Source organism: Pseudopedobacter saltans DSM 12145, assembly GCF_000190735.1.
GTDB lineage: Bacteria > Bacteroidota > Bacteroidia > Sphingobacteriales > Sphingobacteriaceae > Pseudopedobacter > Pseudopedobacter saltans.
The window spans coordinates 1,210,226-1,227,615 of sequence record NC_015177.1; the positions used below are offsets into that span (position 1 = coordinate 1,210,226).

16 protein-coding genes are annotated in these 17,390 nt (G+C 35.2%); 8 read left to right on the plus strand and 8 right to left on the minus strand.

Annotated features, from left to right (window positions below):
* Positions 1-357 carry a transposase gene (locus tag PEDSA_RS05085; RefSeq protein WP_013631395.1) on the minus strand — a complete coding sequence of 119 codons (357 nt, stop codon included), beginning with the start codon at positions 355-357 and terminating at the stop codon, positions 1-3.
* Between the two features lie 282 nt (positions 358-639).
* On the opposite strand from PEDSA_RS05085, the gene PEDSA_RS05095 reads away from it, so the two are divergent.
* Genes PEDSA_RS05095 through PEDSA_RS05110 form a run of 4 tightly spaced genes read left to right on the plus strand, consistent with a single transcriptional unit; the run spans position 640 to position 3,947 of the window.
* On the plus strand, positions 640-1,131 hold the full coding sequence (locus PEDSA_RS05095; protein WP_013632088.1) for a GAF domain-containing protein: 492 nt from the start codon (positions 640-642) through the stop codon (positions 1,129-1,131).
* Positions 1,124-1,981, plus strand: coding sequence for a bestrophin family protein (locus PEDSA_RS05100; protein WP_013632089.1), 858 nt, complete (start codon positions 1,124-1,126; stop codon positions 1,979-1,981). Before PEDSA_RS05095 ends, PEDSA_RS05100 begins: the two co-directional genes overlap by 8 nt.
* Positions 1,981-2,883, plus strand: a complete 903-nt coding sequence (locus PEDSA_RS05105) for a histone deacetylase family protein (protein ID WP_013632090.1) — start codon at positions 1,981-1,983, stop codon at positions 2,881-2,883. The genes PEDSA_RS05100 and PEDSA_RS05105 overlap by 1 nt, the downstream gene beginning before the upstream one ends.
* A gap of 2 nt (positions 2,884-2,885) precedes the next feature.
* Positions 2,886-3,947, plus strand: coding sequence for a nucleoid-associated protein (locus PEDSA_RS05110; RefSeq protein ID WP_013632091.1), 1,062 nt, complete (start codon positions 2,886-2,888; stop codon positions 3,945-3,947).
* A gap of 169 nt (positions 3,948-4,116) precedes the next feature.
* Here the strand turns inward: PEDSA_RS05110 and PEDSA_RS05115 are convergent, their stop codons facing one another.
* Together PEDSA_RS05115 and PEDSA_RS05120 are read right to left on the minus strand one after the other, a co-directional pair.
* Entirely contained in the window at positions 4,117-5,202 is a 1,086-nt protein-coding gene (locus tag PEDSA_RS05115; RefSeq protein WP_013632092.1) for a mannose-1-phosphate guanylyltransferase, read from the minus strand.
* Positions 5,203-5,211: 9 nt separating this feature from the next.
* Positions 5,212-6,180, minus strand: a complete 969-nt coding sequence (locus PEDSA_RS05120; protein ID WP_013632093.1) for a KpsF/GutQ family sugar-phosphate isomerase — start codon at positions 6,178-6,180, stop codon at positions 5,212-5,214.
* 92 nt (positions 6,181-6,272) lie between these two features.
* On the opposite strand from PEDSA_RS05120, the gene recQ reads away from it, so the two are divergent.
* Together recQ and kdsA are read left to right on the plus strand one after the other, a co-directional pair.
* Positions 6,273-8,459: a DNA helicase RecQ gene (gene recQ, locus PEDSA_RS05125; protein ID WP_013632094.1), complete on the plus strand. Its 2,187-nt coding sequence runs from the start codon at positions 6,273-6,275 to the stop codon at positions 8,457-8,459.
* Positions 8,460-8,469: 10 nt separating this feature from the next.
* On the plus strand, positions 8,470-9,276 hold the full coding sequence (kdsA, locus tag PEDSA_RS05130; RefSeq protein WP_013632095.1) for a 3-deoxy-8-phosphooctulonate synthase: 807 nt from the start codon (positions 8,470-8,472) through the stop codon (positions 9,274-9,276).
* Here kdsA and PEDSA_RS05135 read toward each other — a convergent pair.
* From PEDSA_RS05135 to PEDSA_RS05145, 3 genes are read right to left on the minus strand one after another with little or no spacing between them, the layout of a single operon-like run.
* Positions 9,273-10,361, minus strand: a complete 1,089-nt coding sequence (locus tag PEDSA_RS05135) for a glycosyltransferase (RefSeq protein WP_013632096.1) — start codon at positions 10,359-10,361, stop codon at positions 9,273-9,275. The two genes, kdsA and PEDSA_RS05135, sit on opposite strands and share 4 nt — an antisense overlap.
* 4 nt (positions 10,362-10,365) lie before the next feature.
* Entirely contained in the window at positions 10,366-11,811 is a 1,446-nt protein-coding gene (locus tag PEDSA_RS05140) for a lipopolysaccharide biosynthesis protein (RefSeq protein WP_013632097.1), read from the minus strand.
* Positions 11,812-11,814: 3 nt separating this feature from the next.
* Positions 11,815-12,639: a polysaccharide pyruvyl transferase family protein gene (locus PEDSA_RS05145; protein WP_148233503.1), complete on the minus strand. Its 825-nt coding sequence runs from the start codon at positions 12,637-12,639 to the stop codon at positions 11,815-11,817.
* 172 nt (positions 12,640-12,811) lie between these two features.
* Between PEDSA_RS05145 and PEDSA_RS05150 the strand changes: the two genes are divergently transcribed.
* Both PEDSA_RS05150 and PEDSA_RS05155 read left to right on the plus strand, forming a co-directional pair.
* On the plus strand, positions 12,812-13,999 hold the full coding sequence (locus PEDSA_RS05150) for a glycosyltransferase (RefSeq protein ID WP_013632099.1): 1,188 nt from the start codon (positions 12,812-12,814) through the stop codon (positions 13,997-13,999).
* 2 nt (positions 14,000-14,001) lie between these two features.
* Positions 14,002-14,841: a glycosyltransferase family 2 protein gene (locus PEDSA_RS05155; RefSeq protein ID WP_013632100.1), complete on the plus strand. Its 840-nt coding sequence runs from the start codon at positions 14,002-14,004 to the stop codon at positions 14,839-14,841.
* Here PEDSA_RS05155 and PEDSA_RS05160 read toward each other — a convergent pair.
* Together PEDSA_RS05160 and PEDSA_RS05165 are read right to left on the minus strand one after the other, a co-directional pair.
* Positions 14,838-15,728, minus strand: a complete 891-nt coding sequence (locus tag PEDSA_RS05160) for a glycosyltransferase family 8 protein (RefSeq protein WP_013632101.1) — start codon at positions 15,726-15,728, stop codon at positions 14,838-14,840. The two genes, PEDSA_RS05155 and PEDSA_RS05160, sit on opposite strands and share 4 nt — an antisense overlap.
* 6 nt (positions 15,729-15,734) lie before the next feature.
* Positions 15,735-17,255 carry an O-antigen ligase family protein gene (locus PEDSA_RS05165; RefSeq protein ID WP_013632102.1) on the minus strand — a complete coding sequence of 507 codons (1,521 nt, stop codon included), beginning with the start codon at positions 17,253-17,255 and terminating at the stop codon, positions 15,735-15,737.
* Between the last annotated feature and the right edge of the window lie 135 nt (positions 17,256-17,390).

Here is a 17,390-nt window from a genome sequence, read left to right on the forward strand (position 1 = left end):
CTACTGTTTGGTACCAGGCTTTTTTACAATATCTACCCCCATTTCCCGTTCGGCATTACGAATGAGCATTTCTAATGCGGTGATCTTAAGTTTTGCCAACGCTAATTCCTCTTCAAGCTTAGCGGTGTTTGAGGGCGTTAATTCCGCAGGAGAACTTGTCTCTGGGGCTGGGTCAGGATGATGCTTATTGTACCACTTTACAAAGTAAAATACATTGTCTGAATTTAAATTGTATTTCTTGCCAACCTGACTGGCGCTATAGTCACCCAAAATATATTCTCGGGCAACTGCAATTTTAAAACTGTCTTCGAATAAAGGAGTACGACCTTTGCTCTTTCCTTTTCTTGGTTTTTCCATTGTTCTTTAAAGTTAGGATTTTGTCCAAACTTGTAAAGTGGATTTAGGAACGGACAATCCATTACCCATTAGGGATATTGTTGAATCAGAAGATTATGGAATTTTACAGATAAGGAAGTTTTATGGCGTTGGCAATAGGACTAATAGAAATCGATTAATGTTCGATTTAGCTTCGAAATATCTTCAAACAGCTCACGCATCCAAAATAAAAGCATATCAGTTGTTAATAAATACTTCTATTCTTAAATACATATTAAATAGCTAATTCCTAATTTTGTAAATATGGCGCATGATTTAAAAGTGATAGATGCAGGAAAACGTGAGCAGTATGAGTCATTATTCCCTCAACTCAAAGAGCTTGTCGCTTACGAAAGTGACATAATAGCTAATATGGGTAATATTGCTGCTGCTTTAAAACAACAATTTGATTGGCTGTGGGTAGGTTTTTACTTAGTGAAGGATAACGAATTGGTGCTTGGCCCGTTTCAGGGACCTGTTGCCTGTACAAGAATATCGCCGGGAAAAGGAGTGTGCGGTACAAGTTGGACAAAAAGAGATACTATTATTGTAAAGGATGTAGATAATTTTCCCGGGCATATCGCTTGCAGCAGTTTATCAAAATCCGAAATTGTAGTTCCCATTTTTCAAAATGATATTGTTATAGGTGTTTTAGACGTAGACAGCGAAAACTTAAACCATTTTGACGAGGAAGATTCTGTTTGGTTGAATAAAATTGTTGAACTGATTTTTCCAAACAAACAAATAAATGATTAATTATAATCCGAAGGAATGGTTTACCTTCATTTTCCGATTTCATAAAGCAGATACCTTCCGAAAGCTTTTTCCATTAATGATAGCCGTAAGTTTGTATGGCTTTATATTAGCTTATCTGGAACTGGAATACTGGTCTTTAATCAATAGCAGCTATGTAAAGAATTTAAGTTTGATGCATAGCGTTTTGGGGTTTGTAATTTCGCTATTATTGGTATTCAGAACAAATACGGCATATGACAGATGGTGGGAGGGCAGAAAGCAATGGGGTGCCTTGGTTAATGTGTCAAGAAATCTATCTATTAAGCTGGCAGGTTATTTAGAGGATGAATCTGACAGGTTATATTTATCTAAATTAATTCCGCTTTATGCCAGAACATTGCGTGGCCATTTAAGAGCCAATGTGAATAGCGACGAAATTAGTGACCTGGTTGAGATAGACAAGACACATATTCCAAATCAAATCGCACTACGTATCAGCGGAAGAATATTTGAATTGCATAAACAGCATAAAATAAGCTCAGAACAACTGATTATCTTAACTAAAGATATCGATGTATTTACAGATGTTTGTGGCGCATGCGAGCGAATTAAAAATACGCCGATTCCTTTTTCATACAACGTTTTTATAAAGAAGTTCATTTTCTTTTATGTGATGACATTACCAATAGGCTGGGTATTCAGTTTCGGTTACTTTGTGGTTCCAATTGTAGTTTTTGTTTTATATGTTTTTGCCAGTTTAGAGCTGATAGCGGAAGAAATTGAAGATCCATTTGGCTCCGACGCAAATGATTTGCCCTTGGATACAATGTGTAACAATATCGAAAAGCATGTGAAGGAGATCTTAAACTGATGCTTAAGATTGCTCATCACCCTTTTTTTTGCCACCCTTTGCCGGAAGGGCACCGATTTCCTATGCTTAAGTATGAGCTAATTCCGCAACAACTTATCCGTAGAGGAATTGCCAGGGAAGAGAACTTTTTCGAACCTGAAATCCTGAATGAGGAAATTGTTTTGCTGACGCATAGTAATGAATATTGGAATAAGCTAAAAAGTCTTAGTTTAAGCTATCATGAAGAAAGGAGGATTGGTTTTCCGTTATCCGAGAGACTGGTAAAGCGGGAGCTGAGGATCTGCCGCGGAACTATTGACTCTGCATTGTATGCAATAGATTATGGCGTATCTTTTAACTCTGCCGGAGGAACACATCATGCCGGTTCTGATTGGGGTGAAGGTTTTTGCTTGTTGAATGATCAGGCTATTGCCGCTAATTATTTGATAGATAGTCAAATATCTAATTCTATTTTAATTATTGATTTGGATGTTCATCAGGGAAATGGCACCGCAGAAATATTTGCGGATAATGATGCTGTGTTTACATTCTCCATTCATGGGGAGAAGAATTTTCCGTTCAGAAAGGAAAAATCAGATTTGGATGTAGCTTCGCCAGATGGAATAGAGGACGAGGAGTATCAGGATATCTTGGTTGAGAATCTGGAAAAGGCGATATGCCTTTCTTCTCCGGACATGATATTTTATCAGGCTGGTGTGGATGTTTTGAGTACCGACAAGTTGGGAAAACTTTCATTATCTCCAGACGGATGCAAAAAAAGAGATTATATTGTTTTAAATAAATGTAAAGCGTTAGGTTTGCCTGTGCAAATAAGTATGGGTGGTGGCTATTCGGCACATATTAAAGATATTGTTGATGCTCACTGTAATACTTATCTGATAGCAAATGAATTGTTTTTTTAATTATGGTTACTTACTTCGAATCGTCATTAAATCAGATTTCTGTACATAAAGTCGGAAATAAGATGCAGGATGAATATTTTACATTGTCTGACCATCCGCTAAGGATTAATGATGAATTATTGCAAAATCTGCTGATGCAGTATTTTCTAAAACCTTTTGAAAAAGTAAACGAAGTTTTTAGATTGATTCACTCGACAGATGATCTGGAGTTGAATGAGATTTTTCATTTCGTTAAGCAGTTATTTGGTGATTCATCTAAATTTCATGACATCAGTCAGCAAATTACCAGACATCTTTTCGATGTATCGAGCCATCCGAAAATAAAAGGAGGTGAAGTATATATTACGCTATTTGATAATGTTCAGATAGAAGGCGAAGTTTTACAAGCTATTGGTGTATTTAAATCCGAAACTAAGGAAACCTATCTAAAAGTTTACCCTGACGGTGATGGTTTTTCTGTCGCTTATGAGCAGGAAGCGATTAATATTCAGAAATTGGATAAAGGATGCCTAATTTTTAACACGGAAGAAGAACAAGGCTACAAGGTTGTTGTGATAGATCAGACTAATAAATCTGCAGGAGATGCCGCGGTTTATTGGAAAGATGATTTTTTGAAATTAAAGGTTAGAAATGATCAGTTTAATCAGACAACCAATTATTTAAACCTGTATAAAGGCTTCATCGAAGAAAAAATAGATGAGGAATTTGAAATATCCAAACCCGATAAAATAGACCTTCTAAACAGATCGATGAAGTATTTTAAAGAGAAGGATACTTTCGATTTTGAGGAGTTTTCCGAGGAGGTTATAGGAAACGAGGTTGCTGCAAGCTCTTTTAAAGAAATGATTCAGACTTATGAATCTGAATTTGATGTTGAAATAGGAGATACGTTTGAAATCTCTCAGCAAGCAGTTAAAAAGCAAAACAGTAATTATAAATCTGTTTTGAAACTGGACAAGAATTTCAGCGTTTATATCCACGGCGATAGAAAACTGCTTGAAAATGATTTTGATGAGGAAAAGGGAATGAGTTATTACAAGCTTTATTATAAAGAGGAAAAGTAGTCTTTTAGTGCCTGACACTTATATCTGCTGGAGTAATAAATATTTTTCTACATTGGTAGAAAAGCCTTGATTCATCATCCCGAAGTAACTTGTCTAATGGTGGTCAAGCGATCAGGATGATGAATGGTATATAAGCATTCCTGCAATCAGGAAATGCTCTCAGCATTATTTAAATATATTCCTGACCGAATTTTTGTTTCACATCAACCACAATCTGCTTAACGTGTTGTTCGTTCTTTCTTGGACAAATTAGTAAGGTATCGTTGGATTCTACTACAATATAATCATGCAGACCTTCCAAAATCACCATTTTTCCTTTCGGAACGTTCACCATACAGTTTGATGAATCGTACATTATTACTCTTTCTTTATTGGTAACCGCATTACCAACATAATCCTTTTCAGAAAGATCATAAACAGAAGCCCATGTTCCCAGATCAGACCAACCGAAGTCTGCAGGCATTACATAAACATTATCTGCCTTTTCCATAATTCCGTAATCGATAGAGATATTGACACATTTCTGGAAACCAGCCTGAATATATTCTACCTCTGTTTCTGTATTATAATGCTTTTCACCTTCTTTGAATATTTCATTCATATCCGGTAAAAACTTGTCAAAGGCAGTGTTTATAGAATCGGCAGACCACACAAATATTCCCGAATTCCATAAGAAATCGCCGCTAGCTAAAAAGGTCTCTGCTATCTCTAAACTAGGTTTTTCTGTAAAGGTTTTTACTTTATGAAGATCTTCGCAAAGCAATTCATCATCTGCGTATTGAATGTACCCGTATCCTGTGTCAGGTCTGGAAGGCTTTATTCCCAGAGTAATCAGACAATCGTGAATTTCTGAAGCTTTTAAAGCCTTATTGATCGTCTCTACGAAATTCTCGGTATCCAAAATTAAATGATCGGAAGGAGCTACTACAATATTTGCCTTAGGGTTTATCTTTCTGATTTTTGCCGTACCGTAGGCAATACAGGGAGCTGTATTGCGCATAACCGGTTCGCAAATAATCTGATGAGCAGAAAGCTCTGGTAAATGTTCCTGAACCAGGGAACGATATATCTCGTTTGTTAAAATATATATATTTTCTACAGGTACAATTTTTTTGAATCTGGCAAAGGTAGTTTGTATTAAGCTTTGCCCTGTTCCTAAAATATCTAAAAACTGCTTCGGAAAAGATGTTCTACTAACCGGCCAAAAACGACTTCCAACACCACCGGCCATAATTAGCGCAAAATTATTATCCATTATAAATATTTAAATGATACCTTCTTTTAACAAATCGTGTAAATGAATAATACCTTGGTATTTTTCAAGTTTATCAACAACCACAATTTGAGTAATATTGTTTTCCTTCATTATTTTCAGCGCATTTACCGCAAGTTCATCACCCTGAATTGTTTTCGGATTAGAACTCATGATATCTTTTGCTGACAATTTATCAAAGTAAGTAAATTTTTCCATCATTCTACGCAAATCTCCATCTGTAATTACTCCTTTAACTTCATTTTGTTCCACAACAGCAGTAATCCCCAATCTTTTTTTGGTAATTTCAAGAATTACCTTTCTAATATCATCTTCCGGCTCGATTTGTGGTTTTTCATTCTGTGAGGAAAGGTCTCTTACTTTTAAATAAAGCCTTTTACCTAAAGCCCCTCCCGGATGAAATTTTGCAAAATCCCTGGAGGTGAAGCGCCTTAATTCCAGAAGGCAAATGGCTAAGGCATCTCCAATAACCAATTGAGCGGTTGTGCTTGTTGTTGGAGCTAAATTTAAAGGGCAAGCTTCAGCCTCAATTGTAGCATTTATAATAAAGTCTGATTGTTTGGCTAAATAAGAGTTCGTATCTCCAACGATACTTGCTATTGGATTATTTCCTTGCTTTAATAAAGGAATAAGGACTTTGATTTCGGGAGTGTTTCCGCTTTTGGATATGCAAAGTACTAAATCATCGCGTTGAATTATTCCAAGATCGCCATGTATGGCTTCGCCGGCATGCATGAATATAGCAGGGGTTCCGGTAGAATTTAATGTAGCTACTATTTTCTGGCCTATTATTGCACTTTTACCAATTCCTGTAACAATAACGCGACCTTTTAATTTAAATATGGTTTCTACAAGATCCGCGAAATCGGCATTTAGGTAATCTACCAGCTGTTCGATAGCCCTGGATTCTGTCAATAATGTGTTTTTAGCCGATGAGAGAATTTCTTCGCGAGATTTCAAAATGAAAAAGTTTAAATATTAGTACGAAATTATCGCAAAAATATGTTATTTTGAAGTTTAAAATTAGCACTGGTTAATTTTTCCTTTTAAAAATGCAGATTAAGAAGTCGTTAATAGATAATTTACAGACATTTTTCGGTTTCGATAACTTCAAGGGCGACCAAGAAGCTATCATTACTAGTATCTTAAATAAAGAAGATACGTTTGTAATTATGCCTACGGGAGGTGGGAAATCAATTTGTTATCAATTGCCAGCATTGATGAGTGAAGGAACGGCGCTGGTTATTTCTCCTTTAATCGCCTTGATGAAAAATCAGGTCGATCAGTTGAGAGCTTTCGGAGGTTATGACAGTATAGCCCATTTCCTAAACTCTTCTTTAACCAAGACTGAAACAAATAGAGTTAAAGAGGATGTAATTTCTGGTAAAACCAAGTTACTATATGTAGCGCCGGAGTCTTTAATAAAGCAGGAAAACATAGATTTTCTGAAATCAGTTACGGTTTCTTTCGTAGCTGTAGACGAGGCGCACTGTATTTCAGAATGGGGGCATGACTTTCGCCCGGAGTACAGAAAGATCAGGCAGGTAGTTAATAATATCAGGGAGGATATTCCAATTATAGCGCTTACAGCAACGGCAACACCTAAGGTTCAGACCGATATTCAGAAAAACCTTGGGATGATGAATGCAAATGTTTTCAAGTCGTCGTTTAACAGAGGTAATTTATTTTATGAAGTTAGGCCGAAGGGGAATGTTTTTAAAGATATTATCAAATACATTAAAAATAACCCTGGTAAATCTGGTATTGTTTATTGTCTAAGCCGTAAAAAAGTAGAAGAGGTAGCTAATGCGCTTGAGATAAATGGAATCCGGTCTTTACCTTATCACGCTGGTCTGGACGCAAAAGTTCGGGCCGATACTCAGGACAAATTTCTGATGGAAGAGGTGGACGTTATTGTAGCTACAATAGCATTCGGTATGGGAATTGACAAACCTGATGTTCGCTATGTAATTCATCATGATATCCCTAAAAGCATGGAAGGTTACTATCAGGAAACCGGCAGAGCAGGTAGAGACGGCGGCGAAGGTTACTGTATCGCTTTTTATTCTGAGAAGGATGTAGACAAGCTTGCCAAGTTCATGAAAGATAAACCGGTTTCTGAAAGGGAAATTGGTACACAGATATTAAAAGAAGTAATCGATTATTCGGAGTCGGCGGTTTGTAGAAGAAAACAGATTCTGCATTATTTCGGCGAAAATTTTAATGAAGCAGGTTGTGGCGAAATGTGCGATAACTGCAGAGCGCAGAAGCAGTATTTTCAGGCTGAAGAATATCTTTTGAAATTATTGAATATGGTTAAGGATTTTGGCGAAAAATTCGATGATCATCATTTAATTAATGTTTTAATGGGAATTGAAACCGCTCAGGTACATTCCTACAAACAAGCTCAATCAGTATATTTTGGAACAGGTAAGCAAGATGGTGTAATTCTATGGAAATCGCTTATCAGACAAGCCGTTCTAAATAATTTCCTGGCAAAAGATGTTGATAATTTTGGTTTACTAAAGTTAACAAAAAGCGGTATTGCTTATTTAACCAGCCCATATTCTTTACGTTTTATCATGAATAGAGAAATGGTTGTTGTTGAAGAAGAAGACCAAACAGTAAAACAAGGTGGTGGCGCTTTGGATACGCAACTACTTCAAATGCTTAAGGATTTGAGGAAAAAGATTGCAAAGCAAAAAAATCTACCTCCTTTTGTGATTTTTCAGGATCCTTCACTTGAAGAAATGTGTACACATTATCCGGTTTCTATGGATGAATTGAAGCACATTTCGGGAGTTGGAAATGGAAAAGCGATGAAATTTGGTTCGCCGTTTATTGAATTGATCAAACAATATGTTGAAGAAAACGAGATCGATCGTCCGGTTGATTTCGTAATGAAAACTACGGCAAATAAATCGGCTTTGAAAGTTTCCATTATCCAAAATATAGACAGACAGATTTCTCTAGAAGATATCGCATCTGCTAAAGGAATATCTTTCGAAGATTTATTGAAAGAAGTAGAGTCTATCGTGAGCTCGGGTACGAAATTGAATATCGCATATTATATTGATGAGGTAATAGATGACGATAGGCAAGATGAAGTTTTTGATTACTTTAAAGCAGCCGAAGTAGATTCTATAGATAAGGCTTTGGATGAACTAGGAACAGATGAATATAACAGAGAGGAGATCCAGTTGATGAGAATTAAATTCTTATCTGAATTGGGTAACTAATAAGAACTTTATGAATTTAGATAAATTAAAGAATCAGGACGCTAACAATTTCTTTCTAATGGCCGGTCCTTGTGCTATTGAGGGAGAAGAGATCGCTTTAAGAATTGCCGAAAAAATTGTTAAAATAACTGATAAACTTCAGATTCCTTATATTTTTAAAGGGTCTTTTAAAAAAGCTAACCGTTCCAGAATTGATTCTTTCACAGGAATTGGGGACGAAAAAGCATTAAAGATTTTAGAAAAGGTAGGGAAAGAATTTGATGTACCTACAGTTACAGATATTCACGAAAGCAGCGACGCCGCTATGGCTGCTGCCTATGTAGATGTATTGCAAATCCCTGCTTTTTTATGCCGTCAAACAGATTTACTGATTGCGGCAGCGGAAACAGGAAAGTTTGTAAATATTAAAAAAGGACAATTCCTTTCTGCAGGTTCGATGAAGTTTGCGGTTGATAAAATCAAAGATTCCGGAAACAACAATGTAATTCTTACTGACAGGGGAAATACTTTTGGTTATCAGGATTTGATTGTGGATTTCAGAGGGATACCTGAAATGCGAGAATTTAATGTTCCGGTTGTGATGGACTGTACGCATTCTTTGCAGCAGCCTAATCAAACATCGGGAGTAACCGGAGGTAAGCCTGCTTTAATTGAGACAATTGCCAAAGCGGCTATTGCTGTTGGAACTGATGGTTTGTTCATTGAAACGCATCCTGATCCAAAAAATGCAAAATCTGACGGTGCGAATATGCTTCATCTTGATTTACTCGAAGATTTATTAACCAAATTGGTGAAAATAAGAAGAGCGATAATCTAATTATCGCTCTTCTTATTTTTAAGTACCTGGTTATAAAAAGCAATCGTTCGTTCTGAAATGTATGCTGGTGAAAATTTATCAGAATTAAATCTAAACTCTCTGGTTGATTTTACTTTATCAACAGCGGATTCCAATGATTCGGGAGATATATCTCCGTCATAAAGAATAATCACATCATTACCCACTTCCTCTGATAGCTCATTAAAAACACCTTTGTTTGGACATAAGGTTGGTTTATTAAAACTTAAATTCAGAAAAACTGAACCTGAATTGAAAATATCCTTATAGGGAGTAACTACTAGATCAGACGCATTAAAGAAGCACTGCAAATCTTCGTTACTTACAAATCTGTTGTACAGGGTAATTTCTGGATTATTTTCACACAACGAAGTTATTTCGTGCTCCAGATCATGATGTATGTTTCCTGCTATAAGCAGATGTTTATCTGGTAATTTTACCGCATGGAAGGCCTTGATTAATCCCGAGACATTTTTATATTTTCTAATTTGCCCCAGAAAAAGAAATACAAATCTGTCTTCTGGAATATTAAGCTTTTGTCTGCTTTCTTTTTTAGACAGAGAATTTGGATAATATCCGCTGTAATGTGGGTGCGGGATAAAAGAAAAGTATTGATTTCTCAAATCTATTGCTTTACTTTTAATTTGGTCGACACCAGCCTTGTTTAAACTTATAAAACCGTCTACCTGTTTATACAATAAGTTGTTTAGTTCCTCCTGCAATAGAGGGTGATCCTTTTCATGACCATTTAAATTATGCACAGTCCATATCGCTTTTTTACCTCTTAACTTTATTATGGTCAAAAAACACCTCAGCATAATTATTCTTCTCTTTGCCTGTATATGGTTGGAATAGGTTAAAATATTGGTTGGCCAGTGAATATGAAATATCTCGAAATCATTTGAAAAAGCAAATTTCAGTATATTTTTTAAATTGAAGTCAAACTCCATAACATGAAATCCTTTTTGTTCTATTTGGTGATATATCAGATAGTTATAAGGATTGCTATCTTTAGTTTTAAAAGCTGGCCACGCTAATATTCCGTATTTTTTTTCTACTTCTTTCATGTACTTACATTTTGCTCATCCTACTTTTTAGATTTAACAAAATACTACTGCTTAGACTTTTGGGAATTAATATATAGATAAAGGTCACGTAAGAGGTAAACCCGATCGTGATTTGTATTGCAAATCTTTTTACTATAGACCAATCCAATATCCATTCACTAATTAAATAAACGCTAATCATCATCAATATCGTCGACAAAATGGGAGGATAGAGTTTTTTAATGTATAACTTCCATGAGCAATTTATCAATGTTAAAGCACACCATACCGATATTGGATATAAAAATAAGGCTCGCAGTGCAAAAGCCAGTGCAGTTTGAACTACACCATATCTTGCAAATAAGACGAATGCGATCACATTAGTTATTGCGTATAAAATCGTCAGTTTTGTTTGCCAATCGGGCTTATTTCTGACAAGCATAATACTTTGATTATAATATCCGATAGAGAAGAGAAAGCCTGTAAGTGTAACAATCTGCATAACAGGAGCAGAGTTTAGCCATTTTTCACCCAAAAGCAATAATGTAATATCTCTGGACAAGATGCTTAAACCTCCGAATAAAGGAGCAGTTATAAATGCTGTAACTGCAGAAGTGTTTAAAAAGGTTTCCTTAAGTTGCTCTTTATCATGTTTAATTTTAGCAAAAGCAGGTAATGAAACCCGTAACAATGATGAAGAAATAACGGTATTTAATGTATTAATAACACGTTTTCCAGTAGAGTAAATTCCATTTGCTGCAGCACCCAAATAGTAAGTGACAAAAAAAGAATCGCTATTCTGATTAGCAAAATTGGTCAATCCGGTTAAAGCAACATGTTTACCGTAATCCCTGATTTCGATAAAAGCTTTCTTTCTGAATTTGAATTTGGGTTTCCAAGGAGTGACAATCCATATTAAAAAAAGTTCTAATAATGCAGTGCCAACCTGTTGGGCAACAAGACTGTATATTCCAAATCCGTAATAGGCTAAAATAATACCAACAATGCCTCCAAAAAATGTAGAAATAGAAGATCGTATAGCCAGGGATTGAAATTTCATATGGTGCTGTAACCAGGCTTCATGCATTCTTCCCAAACCTGTAGTCAGAATGATAAAACTGGTAGCTTTTATAACGGCAGCCAGACCATTATTTTTCGTAAGAAATTCAATAAGATTTGACGAAAAGAATAATATTAAAAATGCAGGAATTGAAACAAGTATGCACAAAACAAAACCTGTATTGTAATCATAATCGGAGGGGGAGGACTTTCTAACTATTGCTGTTGCAATGCTATCGAAAACAACATTTCGTACAACCTGTACAAATAACATGGCAAATGTAAGCAAGCCTATAACTTCGGGTGCTAAAAGTCTGGCTAATACAATAAAAATCAGGAATGTAAAAGCTTGTTTGATAAAGTTATCCAATATAGACCATATCGTTCCTTTATAAAATGCTTTATCTGCCATGTCCTATTTCCATAAGTCTAAAGGGAAAGCCTCTAATAATTTCTTGTGATCAAAATTAATAGGCTGCATTCCGCCCATTTCCAGCGCTTCTTCAATAGATCGGGCATATTCCATTTCTCCGCTCCGGCCAGATCCCTGATAGTAATCATTATACTTAAACATATTTTCCTCCTCACTTAATCGAATATATCTAGCAGGAATACCGAAAGCTTCCGCTAAAATTAATCCATGGAGGGAGCTGGCAATAATAAATTCAGCCTCGAGGATTTCTGTAATACATTTATTCCAACTATTTAAAGGAGAAATGATATTTTCCCAATTTCGAGTTCTTGCTATACTCAAATCATGCAGATTTGGAACGATGGAATACTTCCTTTTTGTTGATTTTTGAAACTTACCTGTAAAAATATGGGGTATTAATAAAGCTGGGTCTCCATAAACCTCCGGAACAGATATATTTCTTCTTAGCAAAAAGTCTCGTGTGAGTGGCCCTCTTACTGCCCTTACATCCAAATTTTGATAGGTATGTTCGTCCAGACTAATCTTGCCGTTAAAACCAGTACCCCAAATTGTATCTGCTTCGTTCGCGAAATGTAAAACAGAGCCTAATGCAATAAGTCTGGAATTATTTGTTGTCTCTTCTTCCAATAACAAATTGTTATCAGCAAGAATTTTAGAGACGATTACATAAGATAAATGATCGCCAAAATTTAAAGAACCATCTCTGGGTTTCCAATAAAAAAAATCTACATGATTAAAGGGGAGTCTAAATTCCTTTACCGGTTGCTGGATATTTAGTTTCTTTAAAATTCTTTCCTTAATACTCATGAAATATATAGCTGGTGCAGAGATATTTTTAACTGTTAAATATTCTAAAAATGTAAGCTTAAATAAAAGCAAATACTTAATGGATTACAAGTTTAATTTAATAATATTTTGCCCGTAATCATATGCCAGATTATTTGTATTTTAAACAACAAATTATTAGAAGCACAATTTGATGAATTTTGTTTTTTTAAGCCTTCAAAGAATAAATACAGACCGGGAATCTACCTCAACTGGTTTGGCAAAGGAGCTTTCTAATCAGCAGCATAAGGTTTTATATGTCAACCCATCAATAAACAGAAAAACCTGGTTTGCAAATGATAATGATAAATTTATTACTGAGCATATTCAGGAGATTAAAGACAAAAAAGATAGTCTTAAAGAAATCTCGAAGAATTTATATCGTTTAAATACACATTGCCTACTTGAATCTATAAACTGGATACCAAGTACACTGATATTCTCTATCTTAAATAAAATCAACAATAAAAGATTAGCCGGCGAAATCTTAAGAGCTACGGAAAAACTTGGCATGGATAACTTCATTTTAATAAATGATAAAGACATGTTTAACAGTTTTTATTTGAAAGAGCTTTTAAAGCCTAAGGCATATATTTATTTGGACAGGGATAAAACAGTGGTAATGGATTATTGGAAAAGACACGGGACTAAATTGGAGCCCAGATTAGTGCGTAAATCCGACGCTGTTATTTGCAATTCTTATGATTTTGAGAAATATAATAAGCAATTTAATCGCAATAGCTATTATATAGGTAATGGAGTAGATTTAGAATTATTTGATATTGAAAATCAATATGAAATTCCCAACGAGCTTAAAAATATTTCCAAGCCTATAATAGGTTATGTTGGAGCTTTATTATCATTACGTTTGGATGTTGACTTAATGATTGCTTCTGCTATTGATAATCCCGATAGAAGCTATGTTTTTATTGGTCCCGAAGATGATGACTTTGCTAAAAGCAAATTACACGAACTGGAAAATGTATATTTTCTTGGGAAAAGACATAAAAATATTGTTCCCGCGTATATCAATTATTTTGATGTATGTATCAATCCCCAAATAGTAAATGAAGTTACAATCGGTAATTTTCCCTTAAAAATTGTTGAATATTTATCTTTGGGAAAACCGGTTGTTGCAATTGAAACAAATACTATGAACGAGCTTTTTTCTGATGTAACTTATATAGCCAAGGACCAGAAAGAGTTTGACGAACTTATTGATAGGGCGTTGGCGGAAGATAGTGCAGAGAGGAAACAAGAAAGGGTTAATTTTACAAAACAATTTAGTTGGAACAGGGTGGCTCACAATGTTCTGAATGTTATCGAAAAAATAGGAAAATAGAAATGGGATTATTTAAGGCTCCTGACTGGATTAATGACTTTACTTTTGATTACGAGAAAGCTCATGATATTCCCCAGAACGTATTTGATGAAATTAATGCTGGTTTAGATAAGCTGCAAAAGAATGATCCCCTAGTTACTGTCCTTATTTCCGCATGGAATGAAGAAGTTAATATTTTAAGATGCCTTGCCAGTTTATCAAAACAGCGAACCAATATTCCTATGGAAATTATAGTTGTGAATAATAACTCACAAGATAATACACAATATACCATAGATAAATTTCATGTAAGATCTTTATTTCAGGGAATTCAGGGTTGTGGTCCCGCAAGACAACTGGGACAGGAAAATGCAAAAGGTAAATATATTTTATTAGCGGACGCAGACTGTCTTTATCCGGATTGCTGGATAGAAGAAATGATGAAGGTTTTGCAACAGAGAGGTGTATCATGCGTATATGGTAGATATTCATTTATACCTGAGAAGGGATTTCCAAGATTTCAGTTATTTTTCTTCGAGAAAATGAAAGATGTCATTGCTGAATTCAGGCATTTAAGAAAACCTTATTTAAACTGTTTCGGCATTAGTATGGGATTTGTTAAGGAATACAGTTTAAAGGTGGGATTTGTAATGACTAAATTTTGGGGTGATGACGGAAAAATGGCTTTGGGATTAATGAATTATGGAAAAATTAAACAAGTTAAGATTAACAAAGCCAGGGTTTGGACAGGAGTGAGGTCCCTGCAACGAGACGGAAATTTTATTGAAGCATTAATGAAAAGGTTAAAGAAAGAAGCTAAAAGGTTTACAGGCAATTTCTTTGGTAAACTTCCTGAGAGCTAAGCTTGTTTTCTGAACAGCAGGGGAATCTTTTCTAATATATTTCCAACTTTTACTAAATATCTGCTGAATTCATTCACGGGTTTAGCATTCTTCCATTCCGTCTGATTAAGGTATTCATAAAATAGTTTCTGATAATCTTTATTATAATTATAGGTCGAATAGAATGGCTTTCTATGGAAGAAATGTATGAGATGAGGCTTGGGATAATCTCCGTTCGAATAATAGTTCCAAAGCGGATCTATATGTGCCCATTGCTTATGCAATACTACATTTAAGCCATATTGATCGCTAAATGTTGCAAAGTCTCTATTTTCGTTAACGCATGTAATAACTTTTTGGCTTACATTATTCTTAACCCATTTTTCCAAATCCATTAATAGTAAACCCGAATTAAAATAGTTTTCGGAACCATCCAAGCCAAGGTCTTTATAGTTTTTTATACCAACATTTACTGTTTTGCAAATAGAATCTGTAACTGCTCCGGCAATATTATCGCCAATATCCGTATTCCATAATTCGGATATATCAGTTAAAACCAACATGTCTACATCAAGATATAAAGCTTTCTTCACGGTTGCAGGGAGAAAATAAGGTATAAATAACCTCATGAATATATTAAGCGGATATGTGTTTTTATCCAGAGGCAGGCTCATACCTTGGGGAATAACGCTTTTGCCGTTTATCCAGTTGATGGTCATAAAATCGGCAGCTAGAGATTTTTCTAGCTTTGCTTTATTAGCTTTGGTTACGTCGTCGTCAATGATCCATACATCAATATGTTCAGGACGGGTATGATTAAGTTCTATTGATTTTAACAATGCAGAAAGCATAATCAAATAATGATTATCACAGGCGACAACAAGCGTAATATTATTTTCTTCGGCCATTTTTACTTAGATTAAACGTTTAACAGGAGGTTTTTCTTTTGGATAATTCTTTTCATCCAATTGCCTTGTAATGGTAATTATAGCAACCACCAGATAAAAGTATATACTTGTCGGGAATTGGACTATCGCTTCCTGAGGGTAGCTTCCTATCGCCAGTACAAATGCAATTAATGTCATCGCGAGACAATAATTCTGTAACTCGGGATCGCGAATTTTAAAATAATTATTGATTCCACTACGTACAATCCCGAACAGTAAAGTACAAAATAACAGAAGCCCAACCCATCCCAATTCAACTGCGACGCGTACGTAGCCACTATCAGGAGCAAATCCTGTGAGTACAGAATGGCGTACCATCTGCTTTCCTGTTAAACTTACTGCTCCCAATCCGGCGCCAAAGGGATGTTCCTGTATATACGGCTGTATTCTTTTCTGATTAATTGCCCGTACATTAAACGATGCATCTTCTGAAGGTCTGAACGCTGACTGAAACCTTCTTATATTATAGTTTGATGTTGGCACATAAACAAAAAAGGCAAGTATTAAAAAGCCCGCAGACGCAAATATCAAAATTGTTCGGTTAAGCTTTAAAATAACCAGTAATCCTAACGCTGCCGGAATAAGTACATAAGCTCCACGTGTACCTGAAAAAATCATTGCCCATATAAAAAAGAAAGCAAGTAAGCCTAATACCACTCTTTTCCATAATTTCATCTGATTCAACATCATAACGATACACAAAACACTACTTATAACCATATTGTAGGAAAATGCTACAGGATCAGAATAAATAGAGAATTTACGCCACCTGCCAGCAATAAATAATAAGTTTCTATATTTTGGATCCGAGTTAAGAAATCCCTCTTCAAAAGGAAGAAAGCCAACAAACTCCTGCCAGAAAGCATAAGCTGCACCGACGCATGTTAAACCTATCCAAATCTTAATAATAAGCTTAATGAATTCGGGACTTCGTATATGATACACGAAAACAAAATACATGATCATTACGGCTGCAACCGACCTTATGGTATAAAGCCAGGCCAATCTTGATTCTATAATAGGATTTGCTACCTGTAATATATTATAAAGTACCCATATCAATATAAATACGGATATTGAACTTTTAAAAATCCCCCAGTTTGGGTGTTTCTTTTGTTTAATGAAAAAACCGAGAATTAACAGAAGCTCTATAACGTCTATTACCGTACCAAATGGATAATCGAAACCCATATGGGTAAACCACATAATAAAGTAAGCCGAAACGAGCAGGGTGATGATTCCGAACTTTGGAAAAAATACTATTCCATAGGCAATTGGTAAACCAACTAAAGCAAGTAAAATAATAATCACCGCTGGTAAACCCTGATATACTATAAGTATACCTAAGGAGATACATAAAACAGCAAGTAATAAATATCCCAGGGGGTTATTCATTTTCTTAACGAAAATGTTTTCCCTTAAGGTCGAGGAAAAACTTAAATTCTCCGAGCCTATATCTTTACCTACTTTAATTCTCAGTTCGTCCACTATAAAAACAAAAGTTTAAAAAAGAAAAAGTATATAGCTATAAAAACAAGTGTTATGGCAGCCTTTCTGATATTATTCTGCATCTTCTTTTTATAGAAGTCTTTATCTAGAACAGCTTTGTCTGGTCTTATTTTC

Excerpts from the sequence above, each read along its gene's own strand:
- PEDSA_RS05085 (WP_013631395.1), bottom strand. The coding sequence starts at position 357 with ATGGAAAAACCAAGAAAAGGAAAGAGCAAAGGTCGTACTCCTTTATTC.
- PEDSA_RS05095 (WP_013632088.1), top strand. The coding sequence starts at position 640 with ATGGCGCATGATTTAAAAGTGATAGATGCAGGAAAACGTGAGCAGTAT.
- PEDSA_RS05100 (WP_013632089.1), top strand. The coding sequence starts at position 1,124 with ATGATTAATTATAATCCGAAGGAATGGTTTACCTTCATTTTCCGATTT.
- PEDSA_RS05105 (WP_013632090.1), top strand. The coding sequence starts at position 1,981 with ATGCTTAAGATTGCTCATCACCCTTTTTTTTGCCACCCTTTGCCGGAA.
- PEDSA_RS05110 (WP_013632091.1), top strand. The coding sequence starts at position 2,886 with ATGGTTACTTACTTCGAATCGTCATTAAATCAGATTTCTGTACATAAA.
- PEDSA_RS05115 (WP_013632092.1), bottom strand. The coding sequence starts at position 5,202 with ATGGATAATAATTTTGCGCTAATTATGGCCGGTGGTGTTGGAAGTCGT.
- recQ (WP_013632094.1), top strand. The coding sequence starts at position 6,273 with ATGCAGATTAAGAAGTCGTTAATAGATAATTTACAGACATTTTTCGGT.
- kdsA (WP_013632095.1), top strand. The coding sequence starts at position 8,470 with ATGAATTTAGATAAATTAAAGAATCAGGACGCTAACAATTTCTTTCTA.
- PEDSA_RS05135 (WP_013632096.1), bottom strand. The coding sequence starts at position 10,361 with ATGAAAGAAGTAGAAAAAAAATACGGAATATTAGCGTGGCCAGCTTTT.
- PEDSA_RS05140 (WP_013632097.1), bottom strand. The coding sequence starts at position 11,811 with ATGGCAGATAAAGCATTTTATAAAGGAACGATATGGTCTATATTGGAT.
- PEDSA_RS05145 (WP_148233503.1), bottom strand. The coding sequence starts at position 12,639 with ATGAGTATTAAGGAAAGAATTTTAAAGAAACTAAATATCCAGCAACCG.
- PEDSA_RS05150 (WP_013632099.1), top strand. The coding sequence starts at position 12,812 with ATGAATTTTGTTTTTTTAAGCCTTCAAAGAATAAATACAGACCGGGAA.
- PEDSA_RS05155 (WP_013632100.1), top strand. The coding sequence starts at position 14,002 with ATGGGATTATTTAAGGCTCCTGACTGGATTAATGACTTTACTTTTGAT.
- PEDSA_RS05160 (WP_013632101.1), bottom strand. The coding sequence starts at position 15,728 with ATGGCCGAAGAAAATAATATTACGCTTGTTGTCGCCTGTGATAATCAT.